26 protein-coding genes, 1 tRNA gene and 1 riboswitch are annotated in these 24,890 nt (G+C 70.1%); of the genes, 15 read left to right on the top strand and 12 right to left on the bottom strand.

Annotated features, from left to right (window positions below; genetic code table 11):
- Nucleotides 1–14: 14 nt before the first annotated feature.
- On the top strand, nucleotides 15–692 hold the full coding sequence (gene trhA / locus ACN263_RS30515; RefSeq protein ID WP_422737643.1) for a PAQR family membrane homeostasis protein TrhA: 678 nt from the start codon (nucleotides 15–17) through the stop codon (nucleotides 690–692).
- A gap of 68 nt (nucleotides 693–760) precedes the next feature.
- Here the strand turns inward: trhA and ACN263_RS30510 are convergent, their stop codons facing one another.
- Nucleotides 761–1,048: a DUF6458 family protein gene (locus ACN263_RS30510; protein WP_422737642.1), complete on the bottom strand. Its 288-nt coding sequence runs from the start codon at nucleotides 1,046–1,048 to the stop codon at nucleotides 761–763.
- Nucleotides 1,049–1,162: 114 nt separating this feature from the next.
- Here ACN263_RS30510 and ACN263_RS30505 point away from each other — a divergent pair, with 114 nt between their 5' ends.
- On the top strand, nucleotides 1,163–1,702 hold the full coding sequence (locus ACN263_RS30505; protein WP_422737641.1) for a SixA phosphatase family protein: 540 nt from the start codon (nucleotides 1,163–1,165) through the stop codon (nucleotides 1,700–1,702).
- A 46-nt stretch (nucleotides 1,703–1,748) separates the two neighbouring features.
- On the opposite strand, the gene ACN263_RS30500 is transcribed toward ACN263_RS30505, so the two are convergent.
- The 4 genes from ACN263_RS30500 to ACN263_RS30485 all read right to left on the bottom strand — a co-directional run bounded on the left by ACN263_RS30500 (nucleotide 1,749) and on the right by ACN263_RS30485 (nucleotide 6,095).
- Entirely contained in the window at nucleotides 1,749–2,018 is a 270-nt protein-coding gene (locus tag ACN263_RS30500; protein WP_007454197.1) for a DUF6458 family protein, read from the bottom strand.
- Nucleotides 2,019–2,245: 227 nt separating this feature from the next.
- Nucleotides 2,246–4,102 (bottom strand): acyl-CoA dehydrogenase, encoded by a 1,857-nt coding sequence (locus ACN263_RS30495; protein WP_422740879.1) that lies wholly within the window; start codon nucleotides 4,100–4,102, stop codon nucleotides 2,246–2,248.
- Between the two features lie 128 nt (nucleotides 4,103–4,230).
- On the bottom strand, nucleotides 4,231–5,358 hold the full coding sequence (locus tag ACN263_RS30490; RefSeq protein WP_422737640.1) for a PP2C family protein-serine/threonine phosphatase: 1,128 nt from the start codon (nucleotides 5,356–5,358) through the stop codon (nucleotides 4,231–4,233).
- A 101-nt stretch (nucleotides 5,359–5,459) separates the two neighbouring features.
- Entirely contained in the window at nucleotides 5,460–6,095 is a 636-nt protein-coding gene (locus ACN263_RS30485; RefSeq protein WP_422737639.1) for a septal ring lytic transglycosylase RlpA family protein, read from the bottom strand.
- Nucleotides 6,096–6,282: 187 nt separating this feature from the next.
- Between ACN263_RS30485 and ACN263_RS30480 the strand changes: the two genes are divergently transcribed.
- From ACN263_RS30480 to ACN263_RS30470, 3 genes are read left to right on the top strand one after another with little or no spacing between them, the layout of a single operon-like run.
- Nucleotides 6,283–6,834: a phosphoribosyltransferase family protein gene (locus tag ACN263_RS30480; RefSeq protein WP_422737638.1), complete on the top strand. Its 552-nt coding sequence runs from the start codon at nucleotides 6,283–6,285 to the stop codon at nucleotides 6,832–6,834.
- Between the two features lie 33 nt (nucleotides 6,835–6,867).
- A complete protein-coding gene (locus tag ACN263_RS30475) occupies nucleotides 6,868–7,917 on the top strand; it encodes a hypothetical protein (protein WP_422737637.1) in 1,050 nt (349 codons plus the stop codon).
- Nucleotides 7,918–7,974: 57 nt separating this feature from the next.
- Complete coding sequence (locus tag ACN263_RS30470) at nucleotides 7,975–8,406, top strand: ASCH domain-containing protein (RefSeq protein WP_422737636.1); 432 nt, start codon at nucleotides 7,975–7,977, stop codon at nucleotides 8,404–8,406.
- Between the two features lie 7 nt (nucleotides 8,407–8,413).
- Here the strand turns inward: ACN263_RS30470 and ACN263_RS30465 are convergent, their stop codons facing one another.
- Complete coding sequence (locus ACN263_RS30465; RefSeq protein ID WP_422737635.1) at nucleotides 8,414–9,295, bottom strand: LLM class flavin-dependent oxidoreductase; 882 nt, start codon at nucleotides 9,293–9,295, stop codon at nucleotides 8,414–8,416.
- Between the two features lie 130 nt (nucleotides 9,296–9,425).
- On the opposite strand from ACN263_RS30465, the gene ACN263_RS30460 reads away from it, so the two are divergent.
- From ACN263_RS30460 to ACN263_RS30450, 3 genes are all read left to right on the top strand, one after another.
- Entirely contained in the window at nucleotides 9,426–10,130 is a 705-nt protein-coding gene (locus ACN263_RS30460; protein ID WP_422737634.1) for a dihydrofolate reductase family protein, read from the top strand.
- 27 nt (nucleotides 10,131–10,157) lie between these two features.
- Entirely contained in the window at nucleotides 10,158–10,802 is a 645-nt protein-coding gene (locus ACN263_RS30455; RefSeq protein ID WP_422737633.1) for a dihydrofolate reductase family protein, read from the top strand.
- A gap of 161 nt (nucleotides 10,803–10,963) precedes the next feature.
- Complete coding sequence (locus ACN263_RS30450) at nucleotides 10,964–12,592, top strand: hypothetical protein (protein ID WP_422737632.1); 1,629 nt, start codon at nucleotides 10,964–10,966, stop codon at nucleotides 12,590–12,592.
- A gap of 75 nt (nucleotides 12,593–12,667) precedes the next feature.
- On the opposite strand, the gene ACN263_RS30445 is transcribed toward ACN263_RS30450, so the two are convergent.
- Together ACN263_RS30445 and ACN263_RS30440 are read right to left on the bottom strand one after the other, a co-directional pair.
- Nucleotides 12,668–13,015, bottom strand: a complete 348-nt coding sequence (locus ACN263_RS30445) for a hypothetical protein (RefSeq protein ID WP_422737631.1) — start codon at nucleotides 13,013–13,015, stop codon at nucleotides 12,668–12,670.
- A 172-nt stretch (nucleotides 13,016–13,187) separates the two neighbouring features.
- Nucleotides 13,188–14,300, bottom strand: coding sequence for a helix-turn-helix domain-containing protein (locus tag ACN263_RS30440; protein ID WP_422737630.1), 1,113 nt, complete (start codon nucleotides 14,298–14,300; stop codon nucleotides 13,188–13,190).
- Nucleotides 14,301–14,664: 364 nt separating this feature from the next.
- Between ACN263_RS30440 and ACN263_RS30435 the strand changes: the two genes are divergently transcribed.
- The 4 genes from ACN263_RS30435 (at nucleotide 14,665) to ACN263_RS30420 (ending at nucleotide 17,322) form a co-directional block, all read left to right on the top strand.
- Nucleotides 14,665–15,015, top strand: a complete 351-nt coding sequence (locus ACN263_RS30435; protein ID WP_422737629.1) for a hypothetical protein — start codon at nucleotides 14,665–14,667, stop codon at nucleotides 15,013–15,015.
- Nucleotides 15,016–15,124: 109 nt separating this feature from the next.
- On the top strand, nucleotides 15,125–15,613 hold the full coding sequence (locus ACN263_RS30430; RefSeq protein WP_422737628.1) for a hypothetical protein: 489 nt from the start codon (nucleotides 15,125–15,127) through the stop codon (nucleotides 15,611–15,613).
- Between the two features lie 13 nt (nucleotides 15,614–15,626).
- Complete coding sequence (locus tag ACN263_RS30425) at nucleotides 15,627–16,415, top strand: phosphotransferase family protein (RefSeq protein WP_422737627.1); 789 nt, start codon at nucleotides 15,627–15,629, stop codon at nucleotides 16,413–16,415.
- Nucleotides 16,416–16,914: 499 nt separating this feature from the next.
- Nucleotides 16,915–17,322, top strand: a complete 408-nt coding sequence (locus tag ACN263_RS30420) for a hypothetical protein (protein WP_422737626.1) — start codon at nucleotides 16,915–16,917, stop codon at nucleotides 17,320–17,322.
- 358 nt (nucleotides 17,323–17,680) lie between these two features.
- On the opposite strand, the gene ACN263_RS30415 is transcribed toward ACN263_RS30420, so the two are convergent.
- Nucleotides 17,681–17,754: transfer RNA gene (locus ACN263_RS30415), tRNA-Gly, on the bottom strand.
- A gap of 203 nt (nucleotides 17,755–17,957) precedes the next feature.
- Here ACN263_RS30415 and ACN263_RS30410 point away from each other — a divergent pair.
- Nucleotides 17,958–18,944, top strand: coding sequence for a zinc metalloprotease (locus ACN263_RS30410; protein ID WP_422737625.1), 987 nt, complete (start codon nucleotides 17,958–17,960; stop codon nucleotides 18,942–18,944).
- A gap of 75 nt (nucleotides 18,945–19,019) precedes the next feature.
- On the opposite strand, the gene ACN263_RS30405 is transcribed toward ACN263_RS30410, so the two are convergent.
- A complete protein-coding gene (locus tag ACN263_RS30405) occupies nucleotides 19,020–19,568 on the bottom strand; it encodes a pyridoxamine 5'-phosphate oxidase family protein (RefSeq protein WP_422737624.1) in 549 nt (182 codons plus the stop codon).
- Between the two features lie 77 nt (nucleotides 19,569–19,645).
- Between ACN263_RS30405 and dcd the strand changes: the two genes are divergently transcribed.
- Nucleotides 19,646–20,224 carry a dCTP deaminase gene (gene dcd / locus ACN263_RS30400; protein WP_266247661.1) on the top strand — a complete coding sequence of 193 codons (579 nt, stop codon included), beginning with the start codon at nucleotides 19,646–19,648 and terminating at the stop codon, nucleotides 20,222–20,224.
- A 58-nt stretch (nucleotides 20,225–20,282) separates the two neighbouring features.
- On the opposite strand, the gene ACN263_RS30395 is transcribed toward dcd, so the two are convergent.
- Nucleotides 20,283–21,323 carry an NlpC/P60 family protein gene (locus ACN263_RS30395; protein WP_422737623.1) on the bottom strand — a complete coding sequence of 347 codons (1,041 nt, stop codon included), beginning with the start codon at nucleotides 21,321–21,323 and terminating at the stop codon, nucleotides 20,283–20,285.
- A gap of 12 nt (nucleotides 21,324–21,335) precedes the next feature.
- A riboswitch (cyclic di-AMP (ydaO/yuaA leader) is annotated at nucleotides 21,336–21,471 on the bottom strand.
- 236 nt (nucleotides 21,472–21,707) lie between these two features.
- Between ACN263_RS30395 and ACN263_RS30390 the strand changes: the two genes are divergently transcribed.
- Nucleotides 21,708–23,663 (top strand): N-acetylmuramoyl-L-alanine amidase, encoded by a 1,956-nt coding sequence (locus ACN263_RS30390; protein WP_422737622.1) that lies wholly within the window; start codon nucleotides 21,708–21,710, stop codon nucleotides 23,661–23,663.
- Between the two features lie 109 nt (nucleotides 23,664–23,772).
- Here ACN263_RS30390 and ACN263_RS30385 read toward each other — a convergent pair whose 3' ends face one another.
- Nucleotides 23,773–24,786 (bottom strand): NlpC/P60 family protein, encoded by a 1,014-nt coding sequence (locus ACN263_RS30385; RefSeq protein ID WP_422737621.1) that lies wholly within the window; start codon nucleotides 24,784–24,786, stop codon nucleotides 23,773–23,775.
- Nucleotides 24,787–24,890: the final 104 nt, after the last annotated feature.

Genomic DNA, 24,890 nt, shown 5'->3' with positions numbered 1-24,890 from the left:
CGTAACCTGAGGGCGTGACCACCTCCGCCCCGCTTCGCCTGAAGCCGGTCGACATCGGCAAGCCCCGGATGCGCGGCTGGCTGCACACGTACGCCTTCTTCGTCGCCCTGGTCGCGGGCATCGTGCTCTGCTCGATAGCCGCCAGCCGCCCCGGCTGGACGCCCCTGGTGAGCTGCGCGATTTACAGCCTGACGGTCTGCGGGTTGTTCGGCACCAGCGCCCTCTACCACCGTCGGGTGTGGTCGGAGCGCGGCTACCAGGTGATGCGTCGGCTGGACCATTGCATGATCTTCGTGTTCATCGCCGGCACGTACACCCCGCTCTGCGCCATGCTGCTCTCGACCCGGCAGGCCACCGTCATGCTGGCCCTGGTCTGGGGTGGGGCCCTGGGCGGCGTGGTGCTGAAGCTCGTCTGGCCGCACGCGCCGCGCTGGGTCTCGGCGCCGCTCTACCTGGCGCTCGGCTGGGTCGCGGTCGCCATGCTGCCGGACATCCTGCACGGCGGCGGCGTGACGGCGTTGGTGCTGCTGATCGTCGGCGGCGCGATCTACAGCGTCGGCGCGGTCTTCTACGCCCTGCGCCGGCCCAACCCGTGGCCGACGGTCTTCGGCCACCACGAGTTCTTCCACGCGTGCACGCTGGTGGCGGCGCTGTGTCACCACGTCGCGATCTACTTCGCGCTGTTCGCCTGAGCCGTCATCCACAAGCAGCGAGCCGGGACCCCGCCACGCTGCGGGACCCCGGCTCACACGATTGCGGATCAGACCGGACGGCCCGGCCGACGCACCTCGCGGTACTCCCGCATGACCTGGTTGTCCTGGACCGGCACCACCCGGTCGACCACCACCGGCTCCTCGCGGACCGGGGCGGCGACCACGGTACGACGGCGGCTGTTCCAGAAGTAGAGGGTGACCAGCAGGCCGGCGACGCCGGCGAGCATCAGCACCCAGCCGACCACGGCGAGGTTCAGCCACCCCAGGTCGGCCTCCACGGCGAATGCGAAGATCGCGCCCAGCGCGATCAGGAAGATGCTGCCACCAATGCCCATGTCTCGCTCCTCGGCTCTAACCTGGCGTACGACCCGCCGCGGGCCGTTGGTAGGGGGTGCGGCATCCCTGGACTTACCCCGGCAGGGAGATCGCCAATCGGGCAAGCTGAGGGCATGACGGACACCCCCTCCGAGGTACGGACACTGGTGTTGCTGCGGCACGCGAAGGCCGAGCCGGGCAGCGAGGGTACGGACGACGCGCAGCGTCCGCTGAGTGCCCGTGGGGAGGCCGACGCGGCGGCGACCGGCGCCTGGTTGGCCCACCACGGACTGCTGCCCGACGTGGTGCTCTGCTCGACCGCGCGGCGGACCCGGCAGACCTGGCACGGCGTGGCGATGGGGATGGCGGGCACGCCACCGGAGGGCGGGCCGACCGGTCCCCGCCCCAGCGTGCGGTACGAGCCCGGCGCGTACGACGCCCTCCCCGAGGAGTTGTTGGCGCTGGTCCGGACGGCCGATCCGGCAGCTAGGGTGGTGCTGTTGATCGCCCACAATCCGGGCGTATCGCTGCTGTCCGCGCTTCTCGACCCGGAGACGGCGGACGAGGAGGGGCTGCGGACCGCCGAGTTGGCGGTGCACACCAGCGCGGCCACCTGGACGGAATGGGGCCGGGGCGGAGCGCCGGTCGCCCGGCGGCACACGGCACGCGGCTGAGCCACCCGCCGGACGGTGGGTGGCTCAGGCGTACGCGCTCAGGAGGTCAGGACGGTGGCGCGGTCGGCGGCGGAGGGTCCGGCGGCGGGGGCATCATCGCGGTGGGATGGGACAGCCGGTTCTCCTCCACGATGAGGGTCCGGGCCCGCTTGCGCCGGTCCTGCCAGAACCAGAGGGTGGTCAGCAGCACGGCGAGTCCGGCCAGGATGAACACCCAGCCGACCGCGCGCAGGTCGATCCACCAGACGTTGGCCCGGATCGCAAAGGTCATGATCGCGCCGAGCGCGATGAGAAAGATGCCGCTTCCTACACCCATGTGCGCTGCACTCCCCCGTGCGGTGGCTCTGGGCGTTCCCGTGGTCGAGGCGGGTTACCCGCCACGGCCACGGCATACCCGACCGCGCCCGGCCAACACGCGCGCAGGTCGCGCCGCTCGGGTGGTGCCCCGGAGACGGCGACGGCCGGCGGGGCTGATGCCCCGCCGGCCGTCGAGAGGGTGCCGGGCGGTGCGACCCGAAACCGCTCAAGCGTGCCGTGGCACGGTCAGAAGGCCTCCTCCGGGAGGTCCATGATGTCGAGGTCGGTGCCCTCGATGATCCGCCGGTCGGCGCCGATACGCGGCAGCACCTCACGGGCGAAGAACCGGGCGGCGGCCACCTTGCCGGTGTAGAACGCCTTGTCGGTGGCGGAGACCTCGCCGGCGAGGGCCTTGAGCGCCACGTCGGCCTGCTTCTGCAACAGCCAGCCGACGACCAGGTCACCGATCGCCAGCAGGAACCGCCGGCTGCTCAGGCCCACCTTGTAGAGCGCACGGGGGTCGCCGGCCTGCGCCTCGCCCAGCCAGCCGGTCAGCACGCCGAGGATGTTCTGGATCTCGGCCAGTGCCTTGCCGAGCGCCTGCCGCTCCTCCTTGAGCTGGCCGTTGCCCGCCTCGGTGGAGATGAACTCCTGGATCTCGCCGGACACCGCCAGCAGCGCCTTGCCGTTGTCCCGGACGATCTTGCGGAAGATCAGGTCCAGGCTCTGGATGGCGGTGGTGCCCTCGTACAAGGTGTCGATCTTGGCGTCCCGGACGTACTGCTCCAGCGGGTAGTCCTGGAGGAAGCCGGAGCCGCCGAAGGTCTGCAGGGCCTCGTGCCCGAGCAGCTCGTACGCCCGCTCCGAACCGACGCCCTTGACCAGCGGCAGCAGCAGGTCGTTGACCCGCTTGGCCAGCTTGGTGGCCTTCTCGTCGCCGGCCGCCTCGGCGATGGCGACCTTGTCCTGCCAGCTCGCGGTGTAGCAGACGAGCGCCCGCAGGCCCTCGGCGTACGACTTCTGCAGCAGCAGCGAGCGCCGCACGTCCGGGTGGTGGGTGATGGTGACCCGCGGGGCCGTCTTGTCGGCCTGCTGGACCAGGTCGGCGCCCTGCACGCGGTTCTTCGCGTACTCCAGGGCGTTCAGGTAGCCGGTGGAGAGCGTGGCGATCGCCTTGGTGCCGACCATCATCCGGGCGTACTCGATGATCATGAACATCTGCCGGATGCCGTCGTGCTTGTCGCCCAGCAGCCAGCCCTTGGCCGGTACGCCGTGCTCGCCGAAGGTCACCTCGCAGGTGTTGGAGACCTTCAGGCCCATCTTGTGCTCGACGTTCGTGGCGTAGACGCCGTTGCGCTCGCCCAGCTCGCCGGTGGTCTCGTCGAAGTGGAACTTCGGCACCACGAAGAGGGACAGGCCTTTGGTGCCGGGGCCGCCGACGCCCTCCACGCCTACCGGGCGGGCCAGCACGTAGTGCACGATGTTGTCGCTCAGGTCGTGCTCGCCCGAGGTGATGAAGCGCTTCACGCCCTCGATGTGCCAGCTGCCGTCGGGCTGCGGGACGGCCCGGGTACGGCCGGCGCCCACGTCCGAGCCGGCGTCCGGCTCGGTGAGCACCATCGTGGAGCCCCACTGCTTGTCGATGAAGAGCTTGGCCCAGCCCTGCTGCCGCTCGGTGCCCTCGACGTGCAGGACGTGCGCGAAGGAGGGGCCGGAGGCGTACATCCAGACCGGTGCGTTCGCGCCGAGCACCAGCTCGGCGAGGGACCACCAGAGGGCGCGCGGGGCGTTGGTGCCGCCGAGGGCCGGCGGCAGGTCCAGCCGCCAGAACTCCGAGTCCATGAACGCCTGGTACGACTTCTTGAACGACTCCGGCAGCGGCGCGGTGTGCGTGGCCGGGTCGAAGACCGGTGGGTTGCGGTCGCTGTCCGTGTAGCTGGCGGCCAGGTCCTCGCGGGCGAGGCGGTCCACCTCGGCGAGGAAGCTCCGAGCCGTGTCGATGTCGAGGTCCGAGTACGGCTCCTGGCCGAACGCCCGGTCCGCCCCGAAGACCTCGAACAGGTTGAACTCGAGGTCCCGAAGGTTGCTCTTGTAGTGGGTCATGCTCACTGGCCCCGCTTCCGGACAGGTGTTACCGATCAGTAACCACGACTGTATTACTCACGGGTAGGCAGCGACAACCCGATCACCGGAGTGACGGCGATTACACAGGTTCCGTCCGGTGGGCCCGCTCAGCTCTCGGCGGCGCCGACTTCCCAGCTCGGCACGGCCGACGTCACCCCGGTACGGGAACCGACGTACTCCATCAGGACCAGCGCGATGTCGTCGTCAAGACGGCCGTGCACCCATTCGACGAGGGCGGTTTCGAGCGAGGCGAGCCCGTCGGCGACCGTGCCGTGTCCGAGCAGCCGCCACGCCCGGTCGGCGGTCGGGAAGAACTCGCCGTCCCGCCGGGCCTCACCGAGGCCGTCGGTGAACAGCAGCAGCCGGTCGCCCGGCTCCAGGCGTTCCACCCGGGGACGGACCGCCGGCATGAACCCGAGCGGCGGGGCCGGCGCCGGCGGCTCCAACGGGATCACCGCGCCCCGGCGCAGCAGCAGCGGCGACGGGTGGCCGCAGTTGACGATCGTGAGGGTGCCGCCCCGCTCCTCGACCAGCGCGGCGGTCACGAAGTCCTCGTCGCCGACGTTGCGGGCCACCGCGCGGTCCAGGTCGGCGACGACGGCACGCAGGTCGGCCCGCTCGTAGGCGACGTGCCGGTACGAGCCCAGGACGATGCTGGCCAGGCGAACCGCGTCCAGCCCCTTGCCGCGTACGTCACCAATGATCATGCGGACGCCGTACGGGGTGTCGATCGCCTCGTACAGGTCACCGCCGATCTCGGCAGTGGCGGTGGAGGAGATGTAGCGACCGGCCACCGAGAGCATGCCGATCTGCGGTCCGAGCGGACGCAGCACCGCTTGCTGGGCCACCGACGCGAGCTTGGTCAGCTCGGCGATCTGCTCAGCCTGCCGCTGTCGTACCCAGGCCACCGCCACGGCCAGCCCGCTCGCGAGCCCGACGGCGACCATGTTGACCGAGTTCACCAACATCATCTTCGGATCGGTCACCGCGAAGGCGATCCCGATCACGGTCGCCACGGCGCCCACGCCCAGCACCACCCGCCAGGCCGCCAGCGCGGCGGCCAGGATCGGGGCGGCGGCCAGGAGCGCGACGTAGTGGGCCCGACGGCCGTCGGCAAGCTCCAGCATCGAGACGATCGCGAGCAGGGCGACGGCCGCGCCGAGGCCGGCGCGGGATCCGGGGCTCAGCGGGCTACGGCCCGACTGGAGGAGTCGCGTGGGTACGAGGGACAGCATGCCTGATCGACGTGAACCGGTGAATGAACCTGGCCCGTCGTCCGAGGATGTTCTGTCCGGCCGGCCCACACCTGCCACCAGATCGGCGTTCTCAAATACGCTCAGCCGAGTACCTCGTAGCGAACGGTGAGCGCGCCGACGTCGACCGAGGCGATGGTGGCGAAGGCGGCCCGGGACAGATCGAGGCAGCGGCCGTCAATGAACGGACCACGGTCGTTGATCCGCACGACGACCGACTTGCCGTTGCTCGGGTTGGTCACCCGGACCTTGGTGTTGAACGGCAGGGTCTTGTGCGCGGCGGTCAACTCGTTCGGGTTGAACGACTCGCCGTTGGCCGTGAGCTGCCCGTCGGAGTAGAAGGAGGCGCCACACGAGCCGCTGTCGAGGACCTTCGCCGCCGCCGTGGTCTTCTTGACCTTGGGGCTCGGCTTCGGCGACGCGGTGCGTGCCTTACCCCGGGAGGCGGCCTGCGGGGACCGGCTGGCGGACGGGCTGGCCGTCACACTCGGCGTCGCGGTGGCACTGGCGCTCGCGGAGGGGGTCGGGGAGCCGGGGGTGAGGCTGCCGGCGGTGGTGGGGGTGAATTCCAGCGCCGCCTGCCCCGACTGGCCGGAATCGGACGCGAGTTGGACGGCACCGACCGTGCCACCGACGGCCAGGGCGACGCCGACCGCCGCGGTGGCCGCGATGCCCGCCGGAGAGGAGAAGATGCGGCTACGGGAGTGCCTACCTGCCACCGGCCCGGTCCTTTCGTCGATTGAACAAACCGGGTCGGACCGTAACGAGAGAAGCACTTCCGAAGTCAACGTGATCATGGTGGTATGCCAGGATTTGCCCTGTAGCTATAGCCGATCATCCGAGGCGCGGGTGGGTCGAGCGGCCCAGGTGCGGACGCACCGAGCACCCGTGCCGCACGATGGACCGATGCCCACCGAGCTGACCGGACGCCTGGCCGCCCTGTTCCGCTGGATCGACCCGGGCCCGGGCGCCACCCACCTGGTCAGCGACATCTCCGGCTGGTGGCGCGACCCGACGGTGCTGGCCGAGCTGGGTCCGGCCCTGGCGGCCCCTTACCGGGCGGCCCGGCCGACCGTGGTGCTCGCCCCGGCGGTCACCGGCCTGCTGCTCGGACCGCTGGCCGCGACCGCCCTCGGCGTCGGCTTCGTGGCCGCGCACAAGCCCGGCGACGGCAGGTTGCCGGCCGGCCCGCTCACCTGGGCACAGAGCCCGCCGGACTACCGGGGCCGGCAGGTCGACCTGGCCGTACGGGAACGGCACCTCGGCCCCGACGACCGGGTGCTCGTGGTGGACGACTGGGTACGCACCGGCGCACAGATCCGCGCCCTCTACGACATCTGCGCCGCGCGCGGCGCGCAGGTGCTCGGCGCGGCCGTGGTGACCGTCGACTGCCCACCGGAGACCGCCGCCGCGCTGCGGATCACCGGTCTGATCACGGGCGCGGAACTGCCGGGTTGACTTGAAGCGCGCTTCACCTTCGACGATCGACGCATGAGCGACGGGATTCTCGACGAGGCGTACGAACGGCTGCACCGCACCGGCCCCGAATACGCGGGGTGGCTCTCCAACCACGGCCCAATGGCCGTCGAGGCGCTGGCCCGGCACGGACACGAGCGACAGGTGCACCGCTGGCTGGACGACTACCTCACCCGGCTGGACGAGTTACCCCGCGGGCTGCACCCGATCGACGACTGGCGGGCGGCGCTGGGTGACGCGAAGCGGGCCGGCGACTGGCTGGCCCACTTCGACCGGCAGCTGCGCGAACAGCCGTGGCGGGACGTGCTCGGCACCTGGTGGCCCCGACTGCTGCCCGGCATCGCGGCGGGCGCCACCCACGGGGTGATCCGGGTCGGACACGCGGTACGCGCCCTGCACCTGCACGGGGCGAACCCGCCCCGGCTCACCGAACTGGGCCAGGCCCTCGGCTACTGGGCGGCCCGTTGGCAGCCGGTGCCCGGCGCCGACCGGCTGCTCGCGCCGATCTCGTCGGGCCACCCCGGCACCGTCGGGCCGGACGTGGTCGCCGCGCTGGCCGGGGTGCCCCGGATCGACGACCAGAGCGGTGGCATCCGGGAGCGGCTGGGCCGGCTGGTGGGCGTACCCCGATGGGAACCGGCGCTCGCGGCGCTGCGCCCCGCGCGGACGCCGGGTGAGGCGGAACGCGGGCTCGGTACGCTCGTGCACCGCGCCGGCCTCGACTACCTGCGCTTCGGGCACGCCGAGCCGGTCATGCTGGTGCACGCGGTGACGGCGCCGACCGCCGTGCTGCGTACCCTGCCGGCACTCGACCGGGCGCTCTGGGCACCGAGCCTCGCCGCAGCCTGGGCCGCGACGGCGGCCGTTACCTCGGTGTACGCCCCGAGCGACGCGGTCGCGCCGCCGTCGGTGGCCGCCGCGACCCCGGCGGAGGTGTTCGCCCGGGCGGCCCGGCACGGCGACGCGCACGTGGTCAAGCTGGCCGACGCAGTCCTCGACGCCCACGCGACCACCGGTGACCAGCGGTTGCTCGACGCGGCCGGCTACGCCGTGCAGTTGATCTGAGCCGCGTCGGACGAATTACGGCGGCGGGTACGGCCACGCTGGCCTAGCCTCGGCAGGATGTGGCCTCGGATCGGTGACCTGCGCACGCTCGCCCTCGGCACGCCGGGTGAGCTGCGGACGACCCTGAACACGCTGGTGCTGTCCGGCGTGAAGACGGCGACCGCCGGCCGGCTGGCCGAGTACGCCGAGGAGAACGAGGAACTGGAGCAGGTCGGCGAACGGCTGGCGCTCGTCGACGACGACGACGCGTTGACCGGCGTCGTCGAGATCACTGGCGTCGAGGTGGTCCGCTTCGGCGACGTGCCCTGGGATTTCGCCCGGGCCGAGGGCGAGGGTGACCGCTCGATCGAGGAGTGGCGGACCGGGCACGCCGCCTACTGGGCGCGGCTCGGCACACCCGTCGACGAGGACACCCCGATCGTCTGCCTACGCCTGCGACTGGTCTCCGGCGGCGAGGGCGGCGTGGCCACCGGGGACCTGGGCACCTGAGCCGGGTCTAGCCGCGCAGCTGCGGCAGGAGCCGGGTCGCCACGTCGGCCAGGACGGCCTCGTCGCCGGCGTACCAACTGCTCGCACGCGGCCAGTGCGTCACCACGTCGGTGAAGCCCAGCTCCGCGGCCCGCCCGACCTGGTCGGCGAAGAACTGCGCGCTGCTCAGCGAGAACACCGGCGCGGAATCCAGCAGGAGGTAACGGTCCAGGGTCGCCGGGTCGCGGTCGGCCTCGGCCAGCGTCCGGTCCATCCGCGCGGACAGCGTCGACACGCTGTCCCACCAGCTCGCCAGGTCGTTGTCGTCGCCGGTGCCGGTGGTCACCCAGCCCTGCCCGAAGCGGGCCACCAGCCGCATCGAGCGCGGCCCGTTGGCGGCCACCACGAACGGCACCCGGGGCTGCTGCACACAGCCGGGGTTGTTGCGGGCATCCACCGTGGCGAACCAGTCACCCCGCCAGGTGGTGCCGTCCTGGCGCAGGATCAGGTCCAGCAATTCGGTGAACTCGGCGAAGCGGTCGACCCGCTGGCGCGGCGGCAGCGTCTCGCCACCCAGCACCGCAGAGTCGAAGCCGATGCCGCCCGCGCCGAGACCGAGCAGCAGTCGACCGTCCGACACGTCGTCCACCGTGGTGATCTGGCGGACGAACGCGGCGGGGTGGCGGAAGTTCGGCGACGCCACGAGCGTACCCAGCCGAATCCGGGACGTCACGGTGGCGGCGGCGGTCAGGGTGCTCATGGAGTCGAACCACGGGCCGTCGACCAGATCCCGCCAGCCCAGGTGGTCGTACGTCCACGCGTGGTCGAAGCCCCACTCGTCGGCCTGCCGCCAGCGGTGCTGCGCCTGGCCCCAGCGCTGGTCCGGCAGGATCACGATGCCAATCCGCATGATCGCCAGCCTACCGGGGGCGTGGAGTGACCCAGGTCACATCTCATCCCGGTAGGGGTGTCCTGTTCGACTCCGACCTCGTTGCGAGCAGGCACCCCACGGGTGCCACCCGAGCAGAGGATCGAGCGAGATGACGAAAGTGACCGCGCAACTGTCGGTGTCCCTGGACGGGTTCTACGCCGGCCCACAGTTCGACGGCGACGGCGACTGGATCGACTCGACCGAGGCCGCCGGCTTCTTCCGGGTCACCCGCTGGGCCACCGAGGCGGCAGCCTGGCGCGAGCGGCAGGGCTTCGCCGGCGGCGAGCGCGACGCCAACTCCGACGTGATGGCCGAGACGTTCGAGGCGGCCGGCGCGTACGTCATGGGCCGGCGGATGGCCGACGGCGGCGAGGTGCCGTGGGGCGACGAGCCGCCGTTCCGCGGACCGGTCTTCGTCGTCACGCACCGGCCCCGCGAGACCCTGCGGCGCGGTGGTGGCACCAGCTTCACCTACGTCACCGACGGCGTGGCGAGCGCGGTCGAACAGGCGCGCGCCGTGGCCGGCGGCAAGAACGTGGCCGTGGCCGGTGGCGGCAGCCTCGTGCGACAGGTACTCAAGGCCGGTCTGCTCGACGAGTTGGAGCTGCATTTCGTACCGGTCGTGCTCGGCACCGGCCTGCGCCTCCTCGACGCCGACCTCGACCTCGCCGACAAGGAGGCGATCGAGCTGACGCCCACCCGGGTCATCCACACGCCGCAGGTCACCCACATCCGGTACGTGGTGGACGGTCGCGCCGCGCTCGTACTCGACGACCGGGGTCGGGGCGGCGGCCCGACGGCGACCGTCAACTGACGTCCGCCGATCTCACGAGGAGTCTTCATGCCACAGCTACTGCGGGTGCAGTGCTTCAACGTCTCACGCGACGGGTTCGGGACCGGGGAGGGACAGAGCCTGGAGCGGCCCTTCGGCCACGCCGACCCCACCCCGCTGTTCTCCTGGCGGGCCGCCACCGCCAGCTTCGTCTACCGCACCGAGCCCGGCGGAAGCCGCGGACTGGATGACTACCTGACCCGCGACGCCGAACACAACATCGGCGCGGAGATCATGGGGCGCAACAAGTTCGGCCCCCAGCGTGGGCCCTGGGAGAACCACGAGTGGCAGGGGTGGTGGGGTGACAATCCACCGTTCCACACGCCGGTCTTCGTGCTCACCCACCACGTACGGCCGTCCTTCACCCTGGCCGACACCACGTTCCACTTCCTCGACGCCACCCCCGCCGAGGCGCTGGCCCGGGCAAAGGAGGCGGCCGACGGACGGGACGTACGCCTCGGCGGCGGGGTGGCGACCATCCGCGCGTTCCTCGACGCCGACCTGGTCGACACGATGCACATCGCCGTCGCCCCCGTCGACCTGCACCGGGGCGAGCGGCTGTGGGACAGCCACACCGACCTGCTCGACCGCTTCCACCTGGATGAGGTGCCCAGTTCCAGCGGCGTCACCCACCTGCTGTTCTGGAGGCGGTGACGATGGTCGGCCCGCAAATCTTGGACACTTTCCGCTTGACACCAACGAAATGTCCAGGATCTGTGCTTGCACTCAGTGAGAACGGACCAGCACGGCTGACTAACCGGTCAGCAGCCAGTAATGGGGCAGCCTGAACGGTGACTCACTGATAAGAACTCACCATGTCTCTCACTCTCGCGCGCCGATTGGTCCACGGCGCGTTGACGATTGCCGTCGCGGTTTCCGCGACCGTGCTCGGTGGCACCGCAGCCCACGCCGCCACGCCACGTCTGGCACTGACCGCCCTCGCCTTCGAACAACCCGTTGTCGACGTGACCGAGCAGTACGCCTCCAACAAGCTCACCTGGACCGTGACCAACACGGACCCCGACGCGACCTACATCCACGGCACCGTGACGATGCGCATGCGCAGCTCGGTGACCGGCGCACTGGTCGGCCACGAGTGGACCGCGGGTTACGGGTTCGAGGAGACCTGTTGCACCGACGCCACCTACGAGTCCGGCACCCCGCAGGAGTCCACCTACTCGTACCACCTGCCGGTGCGCAGGTACTCCGATGCGACCACCGCAACCTGGGAGGTCATCAAGGTCACCATCAGTGCTGGTGACCGCACCGCGAACATCTCCGCCGCTGCGTTGCAGTCGTTCGGCTACCGGTTCACCGCGCGAACGCTCATCGACACGTCCGGCCCCTCGGTCGAGTCGATCGGCCTGGGCGGGCAGTTGCGGAAGCCCTACTTCTACGTCGGGAACGGCCCGGCCACTGTCACGTACGACTTCATGGTGCAGGACAACGAGTCCGGTTTCTGGAAGGGCACCATCCGGCTGGCCGGGCCTGGCGGAGCGGGAGTCACCATGCCGTTCACCTGGGAACGCGACCCGTACGGCAGCGGTGTCCGGTGCGGCAGGGTCTACGGCGGCGATCGGGACGGCACCTACATGTCGTGTTCGATCGAGGTCACCCTGCCGGCGAGCGCGGATGCCGGCAACTGGCGGGTAGCCGCGCTGGTTCTGCACAACAACGCGGGCGGCACCACCACCTACAAGAATCCGGCCGCGCCGTCGATCACCACGACGTTCAACTCGACGGTCCAGGCGAGCGGTTTCGCGATCAGCCCGAACCCGGTCAACAACTGGCGCAGTGAGGTGATGACGGAACTCACCATGTCGATCACCGGCGCGACCAAGGGCATTTCGGCGGTCAACGTCGATCTCGGTTTCGGTGGCTGCACCCAGTGGGGTGCCCCGACCGTCAAGTCGGACGGTCGGATCGCCGTTCCGGTGATGGTCTACCGGCAGACCGAAAAATGCGATGTCCAGGGTATTTCGGTCGTCGACGGCGCCGGCAAGGTCGCGCTGTACGGCACGGCGTTCGGAGCACCCGACCCGGGGCTCAAGATCACGCGAGTTCCGAGCCCCAACCCGCCGGTGGTCCTGGGCGCCACCCTGGATCCGTCGTCGCTGCCCGCGAGTGAGGTGGGCCAGGGCTCCCCGAAGCTGACCATCACGACCCAGGTGCAGGTAGCACCCATCGACGGGCTGGACGTATACCTGTACGACACCGACGGCAACGTGCTGTCGAGTTCAGGAGGCGGCGCGAGCCAGGCCGAAGACGGCACCGTGACGAGCTGGCTGTACCTGCCCTGGCAGGGCCTGGCACCGGGTGAGTACACGGTGGGCTTCAGGGTGAGCGATGCCGCCCAGAAGAGCAGCGCATGGAACATGCCGGACCGCTCGGACAGCCAAACCCTGCCGGGTGGCCCGGTGGTTCTCACCATCACTGAGGGCTGAGCACGAACGAGGCCCCAGCCAGGGAACATCCCTTGGCTGGGGCCTTCGTCCGGGTCGACGACCCGGACGGACCGCTCACGAACCGGACCGGTCCAGAAACACGAACGTCGCCACGACCCCGGCGACCGCGACCAGGAGGGTGAACAGAGCCGCAAACGGCGAGTTGCGCCGGCGCAGCTCCCACGCCGCGATCAGCTGCAACAGCAGTGCGAGCATCTCGAACCCGACGAGCCAGAGGAAGGCGATGAGGGTCACCGTCCCCTCGGGCAGGTCGCGGGCGTCGACCATCATCGCAGCGCTCAGCGCGGCGAAGGCCCAACAGAGCGCGGCCAGGCCAGCGAGTACGTACACCATCCGGTAGGAACCGGGGGCGGAACGGTTGGGGAGGACGGCGGGCTGGTGGGGTTGCTGCGGCGGGGGCATGCTCGGACGCTAATCACGTAGCTCGGTGCGGGGAATCGGCTGACAGGGCCGGGACGCGCGTCGATGCGCCTGGTTCAGCACAGGCGGCAAGACAAGCGCATCCCGGGCCAACGGTCACCGCAAACGAAGAGGCTTACGAGCTGAGCTGCCTCGACGAGCGACCGACCGTCGATCAGCTGGCCGCGACGGTGCTTTCGTTCCCGCGCCGGTAGGAGCCACCGGCCCGCTCGACCTCGCGCAGCATCAGGGCAAGGCTCTGCGATCGGCGTTCGGCTGGGAGGGCTTCCCACGCCTGGCGGGCGTAGGCGACGCCGCCGGCCCGATCGCCAGCTTTTGCCATCGTCAGGCCACGGTGCAGCTCGATGTGCGTCGCGAATCGGGGTAGGCCCGCCGGCCGCGTCCGGTCGGCCTCCTGCTGTGCCTCGCTGCCCGGTCCGAGCATGCCGAGGCGGGCGTACAACATGCTGCGGAAGGTCGCCATGCGCCATGGCGGCACGGCGGTATCCGAGACTTCGCCGTCGGGCGACGCAACGTGGTCGAAAACCCTTCGAGCCTCGGTGTCGTGCAAAATCGCCCCAGCCTCGTCGCCGCGCCCGGCTGAGACGTGCGCCTGTGCCATGAGCGCCTGTACGCGTCCAAGTGACGGCCGGTCGGAAAGTGCAATGGCCTGTTCGGCATAGCGCCGGGCGGTGGGCAATGCTGCCCCTTCGTAGGCGAGGGCGATGGCTGCCCTTCCGCGTACCCACACGCGCACACCGAGGTCATCGGACCGGTCAGCGGCTGTTGCCGCGAGGTCATACCAGCGGATTGCCTCGGCGGGGTTGGGCGTGGTCTTGCCGTAGGTCACAAGCGCTCGCGCTGCGTGGGTCCACATGCGCGGCGTGTCGAGGTGCTGCTGAAGGATCACGAGGTCGCTCGCGAGGCGCGCCTGAAGGACCGCCGCGCCTACGGCCATATAGTCCCGCCCGTATTGGTCGACTCGCTCGCGCCAGTCCTCCTCGGCCCCTCGTCCGTCAAGAGCTGCGCTGAAACCGGCCCGGATCAGCTCACCGGCTACTACGGGGCCGACGGCACCCGCCGCGAGCCCGAGCACCTGTCGACGGTTCACGTCACCCTCCCCGAATGCCCGCGCGTAGGCAAGCACGATGTCAGGGGTAGCGGTCCGTCGTCCTGCCTCGACGTTGCTCAGATGCGAAGCCGAGTAGCACGACCGCGCCGCCACCGAGGCAAGCGAAACGCCGGCCTCGATGCGAGCTTGACGCAACTGCCCGCCTAGATCTTCCACGGGTCCCCCTGCTGAAAGCCGCTGAAAGCATCGACCTACTTCCCAGCGTAGTCCTGTCATCGCAGGGTGGAACCAGACGGCGCGGCCGGCAGGGACCCGAACCCGGCGGACGTGTTCGTACCGGGGCCGCCCTGTCCGGCGAGCACTTACGGGGCGGCCCCTTCCCAAGATGACAGTGCGAAGGAGGCACCGTGCGTTTCTCGTTCTGGCGCAGAAACCCTGTCCCAAAGGTGCCTGCACCTCGTCCTGCCCCGCGACCTCCGGCCTGGGTCACGGCGCATACCGAGGCGTTCCGGGTTGACGAGGTCGGCAGTGTGGGTCGCCTGACCCGGGCTCAGACGTTCCGGGCAAACGGGGGTCAGGAATGATCTCCGGGCAGGTCTCCGTCCCCGAGCGAGGACCGGCAGCGGACCGCCCTCGCCAGCACGGCCAGGCCCCGCCGCACACGCCGCTACGTCCCCACTGGGCCTGCCGCGCCGACGGTCAGCCGTGGCCGTGCCCGACGGCGCGACTCATGCTCAAGGCCGAGTACGAGAGCAAGATGCCGAGCCTGTCGATCTACCTGGCCGGACTGTTCTACGAGGCGATGCGCGACCTGTACCACCTGAACCCGCACGACGGGCCAAGCCCGCGAGCCCTCTTCGACCGATTCGTGGGATGGGGACCGTTCCGCAAGCCGATCGTCGAACCCGCCACGTCGAACAGCGGCGTCTAGGTTCCCGCTGGCCGCCGTCCTGGCCAACCGGCGGCCACCCGGGCGCACCGAGCACAACCGGCGCGGGGAACGCATCTCCGCACAGCGAGAGCAACGGAAGGGACCGTACATGACCGTCACCACAAGCACGCCGAAGACGACCGCCGCCGACCCGCGCACACTGGTCGACGCCGAGACGTTCGGCAAACTGGTCGCCTATTTCGCCGCCGACGTCCACGTCACCCGGTCCTACGCGGAGCGAGCCGTCGAACAGTTCCTGATCTTCCTCAAGGCGCACGCCGACAACGTGACGAACGAAGACTTCGGGATGCCTCTGCCGGACGGGTCGATCGGTCGCGTCGTGCCGACACTTCCGGTCGACGCGGTGTGGCATTCGGTGTTGCAGCACACCGAGCCGTACGCCGCCGCCTGCGAGCAGATCGCCGGAGGCTTCGTGCACCACATCCCCATCTTGACCGAGGGGATGATGGACGGAACCGCCGTGACCTTCACGCTCGCGGCGCTGCACCGGACCGGCTACCGGGTCGACCTGGAATTCTGGTACGGCGAGGCCGAATCCTGCTGCCCGCCAAACCCGCCGCAGCCCGGCGGCAAGTGACCAAGAGGTAGCCATGCGCCGCGAATGGGCCGCCCTGCCCGAGACAGTCGTGACGGAGATTGCCGAGCGCGTCGGCGAAATCATCGATGTACGCCCGGCTCCGACCGGCAACCACGCGGAGATCGCGTCGACCGTCGTCGGCACGTCCGGCACGGTCTTCGTCAAGGCCGCCTCGACCGGGCTGAGCGTCCAGACGCTGCGCTACGAGCTGAGAGCAACCAGGGCTGTCGGTTGGTTTCCGCCGGCCGTCCTGTGGCACTTCAAGCGTGATGGCTGGTTGGTGGTGGGGGCCGAGCTGCTTGACGGCCCTCATCCCGACCTGTCTCCCGGCAGTCCAGATCTGGACCTGCTCCGGGTGGTCCTGAAAGCACTTCAGGACACGCCGGCCCCGCCCGGGACCTGGTTCACCCCGGCCGGACGACTCGGGTTCGCGCTACCCGAGATGCAGGGCCGGACCCTCGTTCACTCCGACATCAACCCGACCAACCTCATCCTCACCCCGACGGGAATGCGCGTCGTTGACTGGGCGTGGACCACCCAGGCCGCCGCGTGGGTTGAGCTGGCTCTGCTCGTGCAGTGGCTGATCGGCAGTGGTCACAGCCCGTCGGAGGCCGAGGAGTGGCTGGCACAGTTCCCCGCCTGGGCCTCGGTCGGTCACGAAACTCTCGACGCCTTCGCAGCGATGAACGCCGCGAAGTGGAAGGTCAAGGCCGAGCAGAGCGAGGACGTATGGGTGCACGATCTCGCGGCCTGGACCGGCGAGTGGGCGCAGCACCGGAGCTTCCAGACCCGCAAGTCGTAACGTAGGTCAAGGCTGAAGGCTGTCGTACGCGGTTCAGCGGCATTACCGAGCGGCCTGGAGTGGTCCGTGATGGACCCTCGGCTGCTGGCCCGCCGATCCTCGCGAATCCGGTTGCCGGGTGACCGATGATGGCCGTGATGACGACGAGACGAGGCGAACGGGATCAGGCCAGCCTTCAACGGCGGCTGGAGGTATTGCAGTTGCCGGTTGTGCCACTGGAACGCCACGGATTTCTGACGCCGGCAGACCGCGCGGACATGGAACGTGAGCCCGAGGCCGTCGGTGTCGGGCCCGACGGCACGGCGTTCGCCGTCTGGTCACACCGGACCGCCTCTCGGCGCAAGCAGGTGACCGCGCATCTCGGTGGCAACGGAGTCCGGATTGTCAGCGCCATCGATGTGGATACAGACTTCCGGGTGTCGTTCGTGCAACCGCTGCCGGAGGGGCGGGTCCTGCTGGCGGCAGGTCGCACCGAGGGTGGCGCGATCAACGGTGAGGTATGGACGCGGGGCTTCCGTACATTTCTGACTGCTACACACTCAACCTGCAGGGCGAAACTGCCCACTTCTGCCCTTACACGGACTTCCATATCCAGTCGGTGTCGGGTGACAAGGTTATGGATTGGGGGGCGTCCCCCTATCAGTCCGCGCACAGCATGCTGGTCAATGGCGCGGACCGAGCTCTTCTAGGGGGTTGGGGCCCCGAGTACGACATGGCGACACTGCTGCGCATTGGCCGAGACGGCGTGCGCCGCATCGGCGGGCAGTGCCGCCTCGTGCTCCCCGACGGCGTCGAAGCACAGTTTCTCCGCTACACCTGCCGGGGCGGCGACCTGCATGCCTTCACCCGAGGCACTTGGTACCGCAGCACGCTGGACGAGCTTCAGGCTGTCGCGCTCGGCGCATAGCGGAAACGGAGCGCGACGATCCACTCATCGGCCCATCGGTGTTCCGGCAACAAGTAGTAGCGCGGGTCCTCGGGGGTCTACTCAGGGTGCCGATCGTGCGCCACGCGTACGGCCGCCCCGTGAGCCGCCTCTTACTCCCTCTGGTTCAGACCGAAGGTCCCCGGCGCCCCGCAGCACCTGTTGTCGGGACGCCGCCCATCATGGGAGCCCGACACCGACAAGGCTGCCCCTCTTCGCTGGAGGTGATGGCACGAGCTGCCGATCCGCCCGAGGTCAGCAAGGCCCGAGCGCGGACGACGTATGACCTGGAACGACGGAAGCCCTGGCGGACATTTGTCCTGACCAGGGCTTCCGTGCGTGGAGCGGGTGACGGGAATCGAACCCGCACTGTCAGCTTGGGAAGCTGATGTTCTGCCATTGAACTACACCCGCGGGCGGCACCACTGTACCCGAGTCGTCGCGGCCGTGCACCCAGCCACCCCCGCGCGCCGGCCGGTCGCGCCCAGCGCCGAAGAAGTTTCCCGACGGCAACATATGGCCGTTCTCAAATGCGTCGATGGGTTGTAACGTCTGCCACACGTTCTCAGCCACGGCGTGACACACCCCCTGTCGCGCCGCCAGAAAGAGGTGGGCCCATGGGACTCCGTCCCAACCTGCTGACCCGGCGTGCCGCCGGTGTCGCGTCGACGACCCTCGCGCTGCTGCTCAGCACCGCCGCGGTGGGGGTCGTCCCGGCCGCTTCGGCCTTCTCCGCGGCGCCCGGCGGCGCCTGTTCGGAGCCGGCCGGCAGCCAGGCCAACGCCCGGGCGAAGCCCGGCGCGGGGGCCAAGCACGAGCCGAACGAACTGACCGCCAAGCAGGTTCGCGAGCGGGACGCCGACCTGGCGGCAGCGCTGCGCGAGCGGGCCAACTACCGGGCCGGCGCCGGCGCCACGGCGCTGGCAGCCACCGTCACCATCCCGGTGGTGGTGCACGTGATCCAGGAGAACAGCACCCGGGCCGGCGGCAACATCCCCGACTCGATGATCACCTCGCAGATCAGCGTGCTGAACCAGGCCTACGCCGGGTCGACCGGCGGCGCGGCCACCGCGTTCGCCTTCCGGCTCGACAAGATCAACCGGGTGACGAACCCGTCCTGGTACCCGATCGTCGAGGGCTCGTCCGCCGAGCGGTCGATGAAGTCGTCGCTGCGGGTGGGCGGCAAGAACACGCTCAACATCTACCTCGGCGAGTTGAGTGACGACCTGCTGGGCTGGGCGACCTTCCCGCAGCGAAACCTGAGCAGCATGGACGGCGTGGTCGTGCTGAGCGAGTCGCTGCCGGGTGGCACGGCCACCAACTACAACCAGGGCGACACCGGCACCCACGAGGTGGGCCACTGGCTGAACCTGTACCACACCTTCCAGGGTGGTTGCGGCGGCTCCGGCGACCAGGTCAGCGACACCCCGGCCGAGGCGTCCCCGGCGTACCAGTGCCCGACCGGGCGGAACACCTGCTCGGCGACCGGCCTGGACCCGATCACCAACTTCATGGACTACACCTACGACTCGTGCATGTACCAGTTCACCGCGGGTCAGGCGAGCCGCATGCTGACCGCGTGGAACGCGTACCGCGCGGCGTAGCTCTCCTCGCGTACACCAGGTGCCGGCTCCGTCACGACGGAGCCGGCACCGGCGTTTTTCTCCCCAGGGCCGTGGTCAGGCGGCCGTGCACTGGACGTCGCGGCTGCGACGGGTCGGGCGAGTCTGCGGTACGGCCGGAGGCGCGGTCGCCGCGGGCGGGGTGTGCGGATCGAGCCAGACCTGGACGGCCGGACGCCCCACGGCGGTGCCCAGGCCGTGCTGGTCGCGACGGGTCAGCATCGCCACGTCGACGGTGAACTCGAACAGCCGCCAGTCGACCCGCGGCTCCGCCCGGGCACTCTGCGCCAGCCGGGCCACCCGGACCGGATCGGTGACCGGCCAGGCGTGGCCCGCCACGTACGCCTCGTCGTCGCTCTCCTCCGGCGGGAACGAGTGCAGCGCGTAACGGCCGTCCCGTTCGAGGTCGCGGCGCTTCGGCGAGTCGATGATGAAGCAGAACAGACCCTCGTCGGTGATGACCGGGGAGACCGGATGGACCCGGGGCCCACCGTCGGCGCGGACCGTGGCCAGATAGCCGAAGCCCGGCCCGTACTGCTGCAGGAGAACGCGGATGCCGTCGGCGAGGCGGGGCTCGTCGGCGGCGAAATCGGACCAGGAAGCCATGCGGGCATTCTATCGAACAAATGTACGAGGAGCGACCTCGACACGCTGGTCACCGCCCACCTCGCTATGGTGGTCCGATGCTGCTCTCCGACCGTGACCTGGTCTCCGAGATCAAGGCCGGCACGCTGGGCCTGGAGCCGTTCGAGCCCACCCTGGTACAACCCTCCAGCATCGACGTACGACTCGACCGGCTGTTCCGGGTCTTCAACAACCACCTCTACACCCACATCGACCCGGCCATGCAGCAGGACGACCTGACCTCGGTGGTGGAGGTGCCCGACGGCGAGCCGTTCGTGCTGCACCCGGGGGAGTTCGTGCTCGCCTCGACGCTGGAGGTGATCTCGCTCGGCGACCAGCTCGCCGGCCGACTGGAGGGCAAGAGCTCGCTGGGCCGCCTCGGCCTGCTCACCCACTCCACCGCCGGGTTCATCGACCCGGGCTTCTCCGGGCACGTCACGCTGGAGCTGTCCAACGTGGCGAACCTGCCGATCACCCTCTGGCCAGGCATGAAGATCGGCCAGCTCTGCATCTTCCGGCTCTCGTCGCCGGCCGAGCACCCGTACGGCTCGGTGGTGTACGGGTCGCGTTACCAGGGTCAGCGGGGGCCGACGCCGAGTCGCTCCTGGCAGAACTGGCGCGCCTGGCCGACGCGCTAGGGACGACGAGGGCCCGCCGCGAGCGGATCGCGACGGGCCCGAACCTGTCCCGCGTCGGTCAGCCGGGACGGCCGTAGCTGTGGATGGGCCCGTCGTCGACCTTCTTCATCTTGACGGGCACCCCGGCCTGGGAGGCGTGCACCACCCAGCCGTTGCCGACGTACATCCCGACGTGGTGGATGTCGCTGTAGTAGAAGACCAGGTCGCCAGGGCGCAGGTCGCTCTTGCTGACGTTCTTGGTGACCCGGCTCTGCGCGGCGGCGTTGTGCGGCAGCGACACACCGGCCTTCGCCCAGGCGGCCAGCATCAGCCCGGAGCAGTCGTACGAGTTCGGTCCCTCGGCGCCCCACACGTACGGCTTGCCGATCTGGGCGCAGGCGAACTTGACCGCGATACCGGCACCGCCACCCGGGTAGCTGGCCGGGCAGGGCGCCGGGCGCAGCGGACCGCCGCCGCCGTTGCCGTACACCTTGAGGCGGAGCTTCTGCAGCCGGTCGATCTCCTCGTTGATCTGCTTCTTCTTCGCCGCCAACTGGGCCTCGGTGCGGGTCAGCTGGGCCACCATCTCGTCCAGCGGCGCCTTCTGCCGGGCCAGCTCGTTGCGCAGGTCGGCGACCTGACGGACGTCCTCCTGCTGGTTGTGGGCGAACCGGTCGAGCATCTCGAGCTGCCCGACGACCTCGCTGGGCGACCGGCTGCCGAGCATCGTGTTCACGGTCGACAGGTTCTCGCCCATGTAGGCGCGCACGGCCAGCGCGCTGACCTTGTTCATGGCGGCGTCGACCTGACGCTCCAGCGGCGCGATCCGGGCGGCCAGGGCGTCGGCCTGCTTGCGCTTGAGGGCCAGGTCGGTACGGGTGGCGTTGTGCCGCTCGATGATCGGTTCGAGCTTGTTCCAGTCGTCGTCGATCTGCTTCTCGATCTCGGCGACGGACGGGTCGGCGTGGGCCGCCGTGGCGCTGCCGGTCAGGACGACGGCGACGCCGACCAGGGCGGCGAGGGCGGTGGTGAAGCGGGACCAGCGTGGACGCGGCACGGTCGACGTCGGGTCGGCCGGAGCCGACCGTCCGGACGACGGCCGCGGGGCATGGGAGGCCACCGGGTTCCGTACTCCTTCTTCCTGACCGCCTACCGGGTTAGCTGACGGGTTCGGGCGGGAAGTGGGCGCCCTACCGCAGGAACTGCGGATTCACCCCGGGGATCGTGGGTCCCCGGCTCGCTCGCGAGCGACTCGGCGGTGTCGGTCCGTTACCGCCCGGGGTGGGCAGACCTGCTACCGGGCCGACGAATGACCAGAGTAGAGACGGCCGTTACCGATCCGCAACCCGTGCGGCCGTGACACTCCGTACCGAATCGCGCGTTCCATCGCGGTGATGTGAAGGTTTCTTTCCGCTGATTTTGATACATGGAAAGGTATTGACGCGGACTCCCCCGTAGCGCGAAGGTGACCGCAACCGACACCAGTTCATATGTAGGGGGTTCGATGAAACGTCCGACCCTGCTCGCCGTCGCGCTGCTCACCGCCACGGCGACCGTACCGCTACCCGCCGGACCGGCCGCCGCGGCACCCGTGGCCGACCGCCAGCAGCAGTACGCCGCTGCCGCGACCGAGTACGGCGTGCCGCTCGACGTGCTGCTCGGCGTCTCCTACCTGGAATCCCGGTGGGACAGCAACGCCGGCACCCCGAGCACCAGCGGCGGCTACGGCCCGATGCACCTGACCGACGCCCGTCACGTGGCCGCCCTACCCCGGCGCGGCCACCACGACGCTCCGGGAGAGGACCCGCGCGGCGACGACTCCCGTCGCGCTCTGACGCCCGCGCCCGCCACCGACGACGCGCCGCCCACCGCCGCGCTACAGACGCTGGACGCCGCCGCCGCGTTGACCGGCGCCACCGTCGAGGCGCTGCGCACCGACCCGACCACGAACATCCGGGGTGGGGCGGCGCTGCTGGCCGCGTACCAACGGGAGGTCGGCGCCCCGGTCGGCGTCGGCACCGACCCGGCCACCTGGTACGGCGCGGTGGCCCGCTACGCCGGCGCGGACAGCGCCGATGCCGCGGCGGCCTTCGCCGACGAGGTCTTCACCACGATCGGCGCCGGCGAGACGCGGGTGACCGACGACGGCCAGCGGGTCACCCTGCCGGCCCGGACGGTCCGCCCCGAGCGGTCCTGGCTGGACCGGCTCGGGCTGCGGCGACTCGCCCGTCCGGACGGGCTGGAATGCCCCCGCACGGTGTCCTGTGAGTGGATCCCCGCCCCCTACGCGGCGTTCGGCGACGGCGACTACGGCAACCACGACCTCTCCGACCGACCCGGCCGGCAGAAGATCGAGTACATCGTCATCCACGACACCGAGGCGAGTTGGGCGACCACCCTGCAACTCGTGCAGGATCCGACCTACGTGAGCTGGCACTACTCGCTGCGCTCGGTGGACGGACAGATCGCCCAGCACGTCAGGACCAAGGACGTCGCCTGGCACGCCGGCAACTGGTACGTCAACGCCAAGTCGATCGGGCTTGAACACGAGGGCTTCGCCGCGCAGGGCACCTGGTACACGGAGGCGATGTACCGGACCTCGGCGAAGCTCGTCCGGCATCTCGCGCTGCGGCTGGGCATCCCGCTGGACCGCCAGCACATCATCGGCCACGACAACGTGCCCGGCACCACCGCGGCGACGGTGCGCGGGATGCACTGGGACCCGGGGCCCTACTGGGACTGGACGCACTACTTCGACCTGCTGCACGCGCCCCGACTCGACACCGGCACCCCGGCCACCGGGCTGGTCCGGATCGACCCCGACTACGCGACCAACCGGCCGGCGTTCACCGGGTGCGTCACCCCGGGAACACCGTGCGCGCCCCGCGGCTCCTCGTCGGTGGTGTTGCGTACCGCGCCGGCCCCGGACGCACCATTGGTCAACGACATCGCACTGCGTCCCGACGGCACTCCCGACACGATGGACGTGTCGGACCACGGCGCGCGGGCCTCCGCCGGCCAGACGTACGCGCTGGCCGGCCGGCAGGGCGACTGGACGGCCATCTGGTACCTCGGGCAGCGGGCCTGGTTCCACAACCCGGCGTCCGCCCCGACCGCGACCTGGACCGTCGGGATGGTGGTCACCCCGAAGCCCGGCCGGACCACGATCCCGGTGTACGGGCGGGCGTACCCGGAGCAGGCCGCCTACCCGGCCGGCGTGCCCTACCAGGCGATCTCACCGTTGCAGTACACCCTCGCCGCCGGCCAGCGGTACGCGGTCGGCGCGGTGCTGCCCGGCGAGTACTACCGGGCCAGCACCTTCGACGGCTCCTCGCCCGGCGACTGGACGGTGATCCGGGGCCAGAACCGGTACGCGCAGATCCAGTTCGGCCACCGCGTCATGTACGTCGACCTCGCCGACGTACAGCTCCTGCCGTCCCCGGTGGGCGCACCGCGCTGAGGGAACCGGTCGGCGCACCACGCTGAGGAACCGGTCGGCGCACCGCGCTGAGGAGACACGACGGCCCCCGGTCGAGGTGACCGGGGGCCGTCGTCGTGCCTGGTGGAGGTCAGCCGGGTCGGCGGAACCCGGCGACCGGCATGGTGTTGATGCTGGACACCTGCACCGGTTTGCCGGCGCGTGGCGCGTGCACCATCTGGTTGTTGCCCAGATACAGCCCGACGTGACTCAGGCCGGAGTAGAAGAAGACCAGGTCACCGGCGCGGGCGTCGGCGCGCGAGACGGCCTTGCCCTCGTTCCACTGGTCACCCGTGTGGTGGGTGAGGTAGATCCCGGCCGACTTGTAGGCGTACTGGGTCAGACCCGAGCAGTCGAACGAGTTCGGGCCGGTGGCACCCCAGACGTACGGGTCGCCGACCTGCTGGCAGGCGGTCTTGATCGCCTTCTGCGCCGCTACGGAGACCACACCGTTGATTGTCGGGCAACCGGCGGTCTTGACCGTCGTCTTCGGCATCGACGCCTCGAGCTTCTTGATTTCGGCGTCGATCTGCTTCTTCTTGGCCGCCAGATCGCTCTGCTGCTTGGTCTGGGTGGCGATCAGCGCGTCCAGCTTCTGCTTCTCGCCGTCGTACTTCGCCCGCACGGCGAGTACGCCCTCGACCTGCTTGCGCTCCTGGGCGGCGAGCCGGTCGAGGAGGGTGAGCTGCTCGGTGAGGGTGTCCGGCTTGGCGCTGACCAGCAGCGCGCCGATCTCCTGCGAGGGGCCCGACATGTAGTAGCGGGACGCGAGGTCACCGACCCGGTTGAGCGCCAGCTCGCTCTGCAGGGCCAGCGGCTCGATCTTCTTCTGCAGCGCGGCGGACTTGCTCTTGTTGACCTTCAGCTGCGCCCGCACCTTGTTGTACTGCTCGATCGTGGGCTCCAACTCCTCCCACTTCTTGTCGATCTGCGCCTCGATCTCGTCCACCGTCGGCTCGGCGTACGCCGGCACGGCGATCACCCCGGCACCGACCGCGGCGGCGGCGACCAGCACGAGCAGGCGACGGGCGACCCTGCGCAGACCGCGCGGTCGAACGGGCGACCCTGGTGCGTGACGATGAGGGGGCATGGTTGCCACCGGCACCGACTCCTTTGCAACCGACCGCCGGGCGCCTCGCGTGAGGGAAGGGCCGAGGCAGACGACCCACAGCGGTCGGTGCACCACATTAGGGAAGCGTCGGACCGGAA

It is taken from the genome of Micromonospora sp. WMMD729, assembly GCF_049315225.1.
GTDB lineage: Bacteria > Actinomycetota > Actinomycetes > Mycobacteriales > Micromonosporaceae > Micromonospora.
This window is presented reverse-complemented; position numbering and strand designations above follow the sequence as displayed.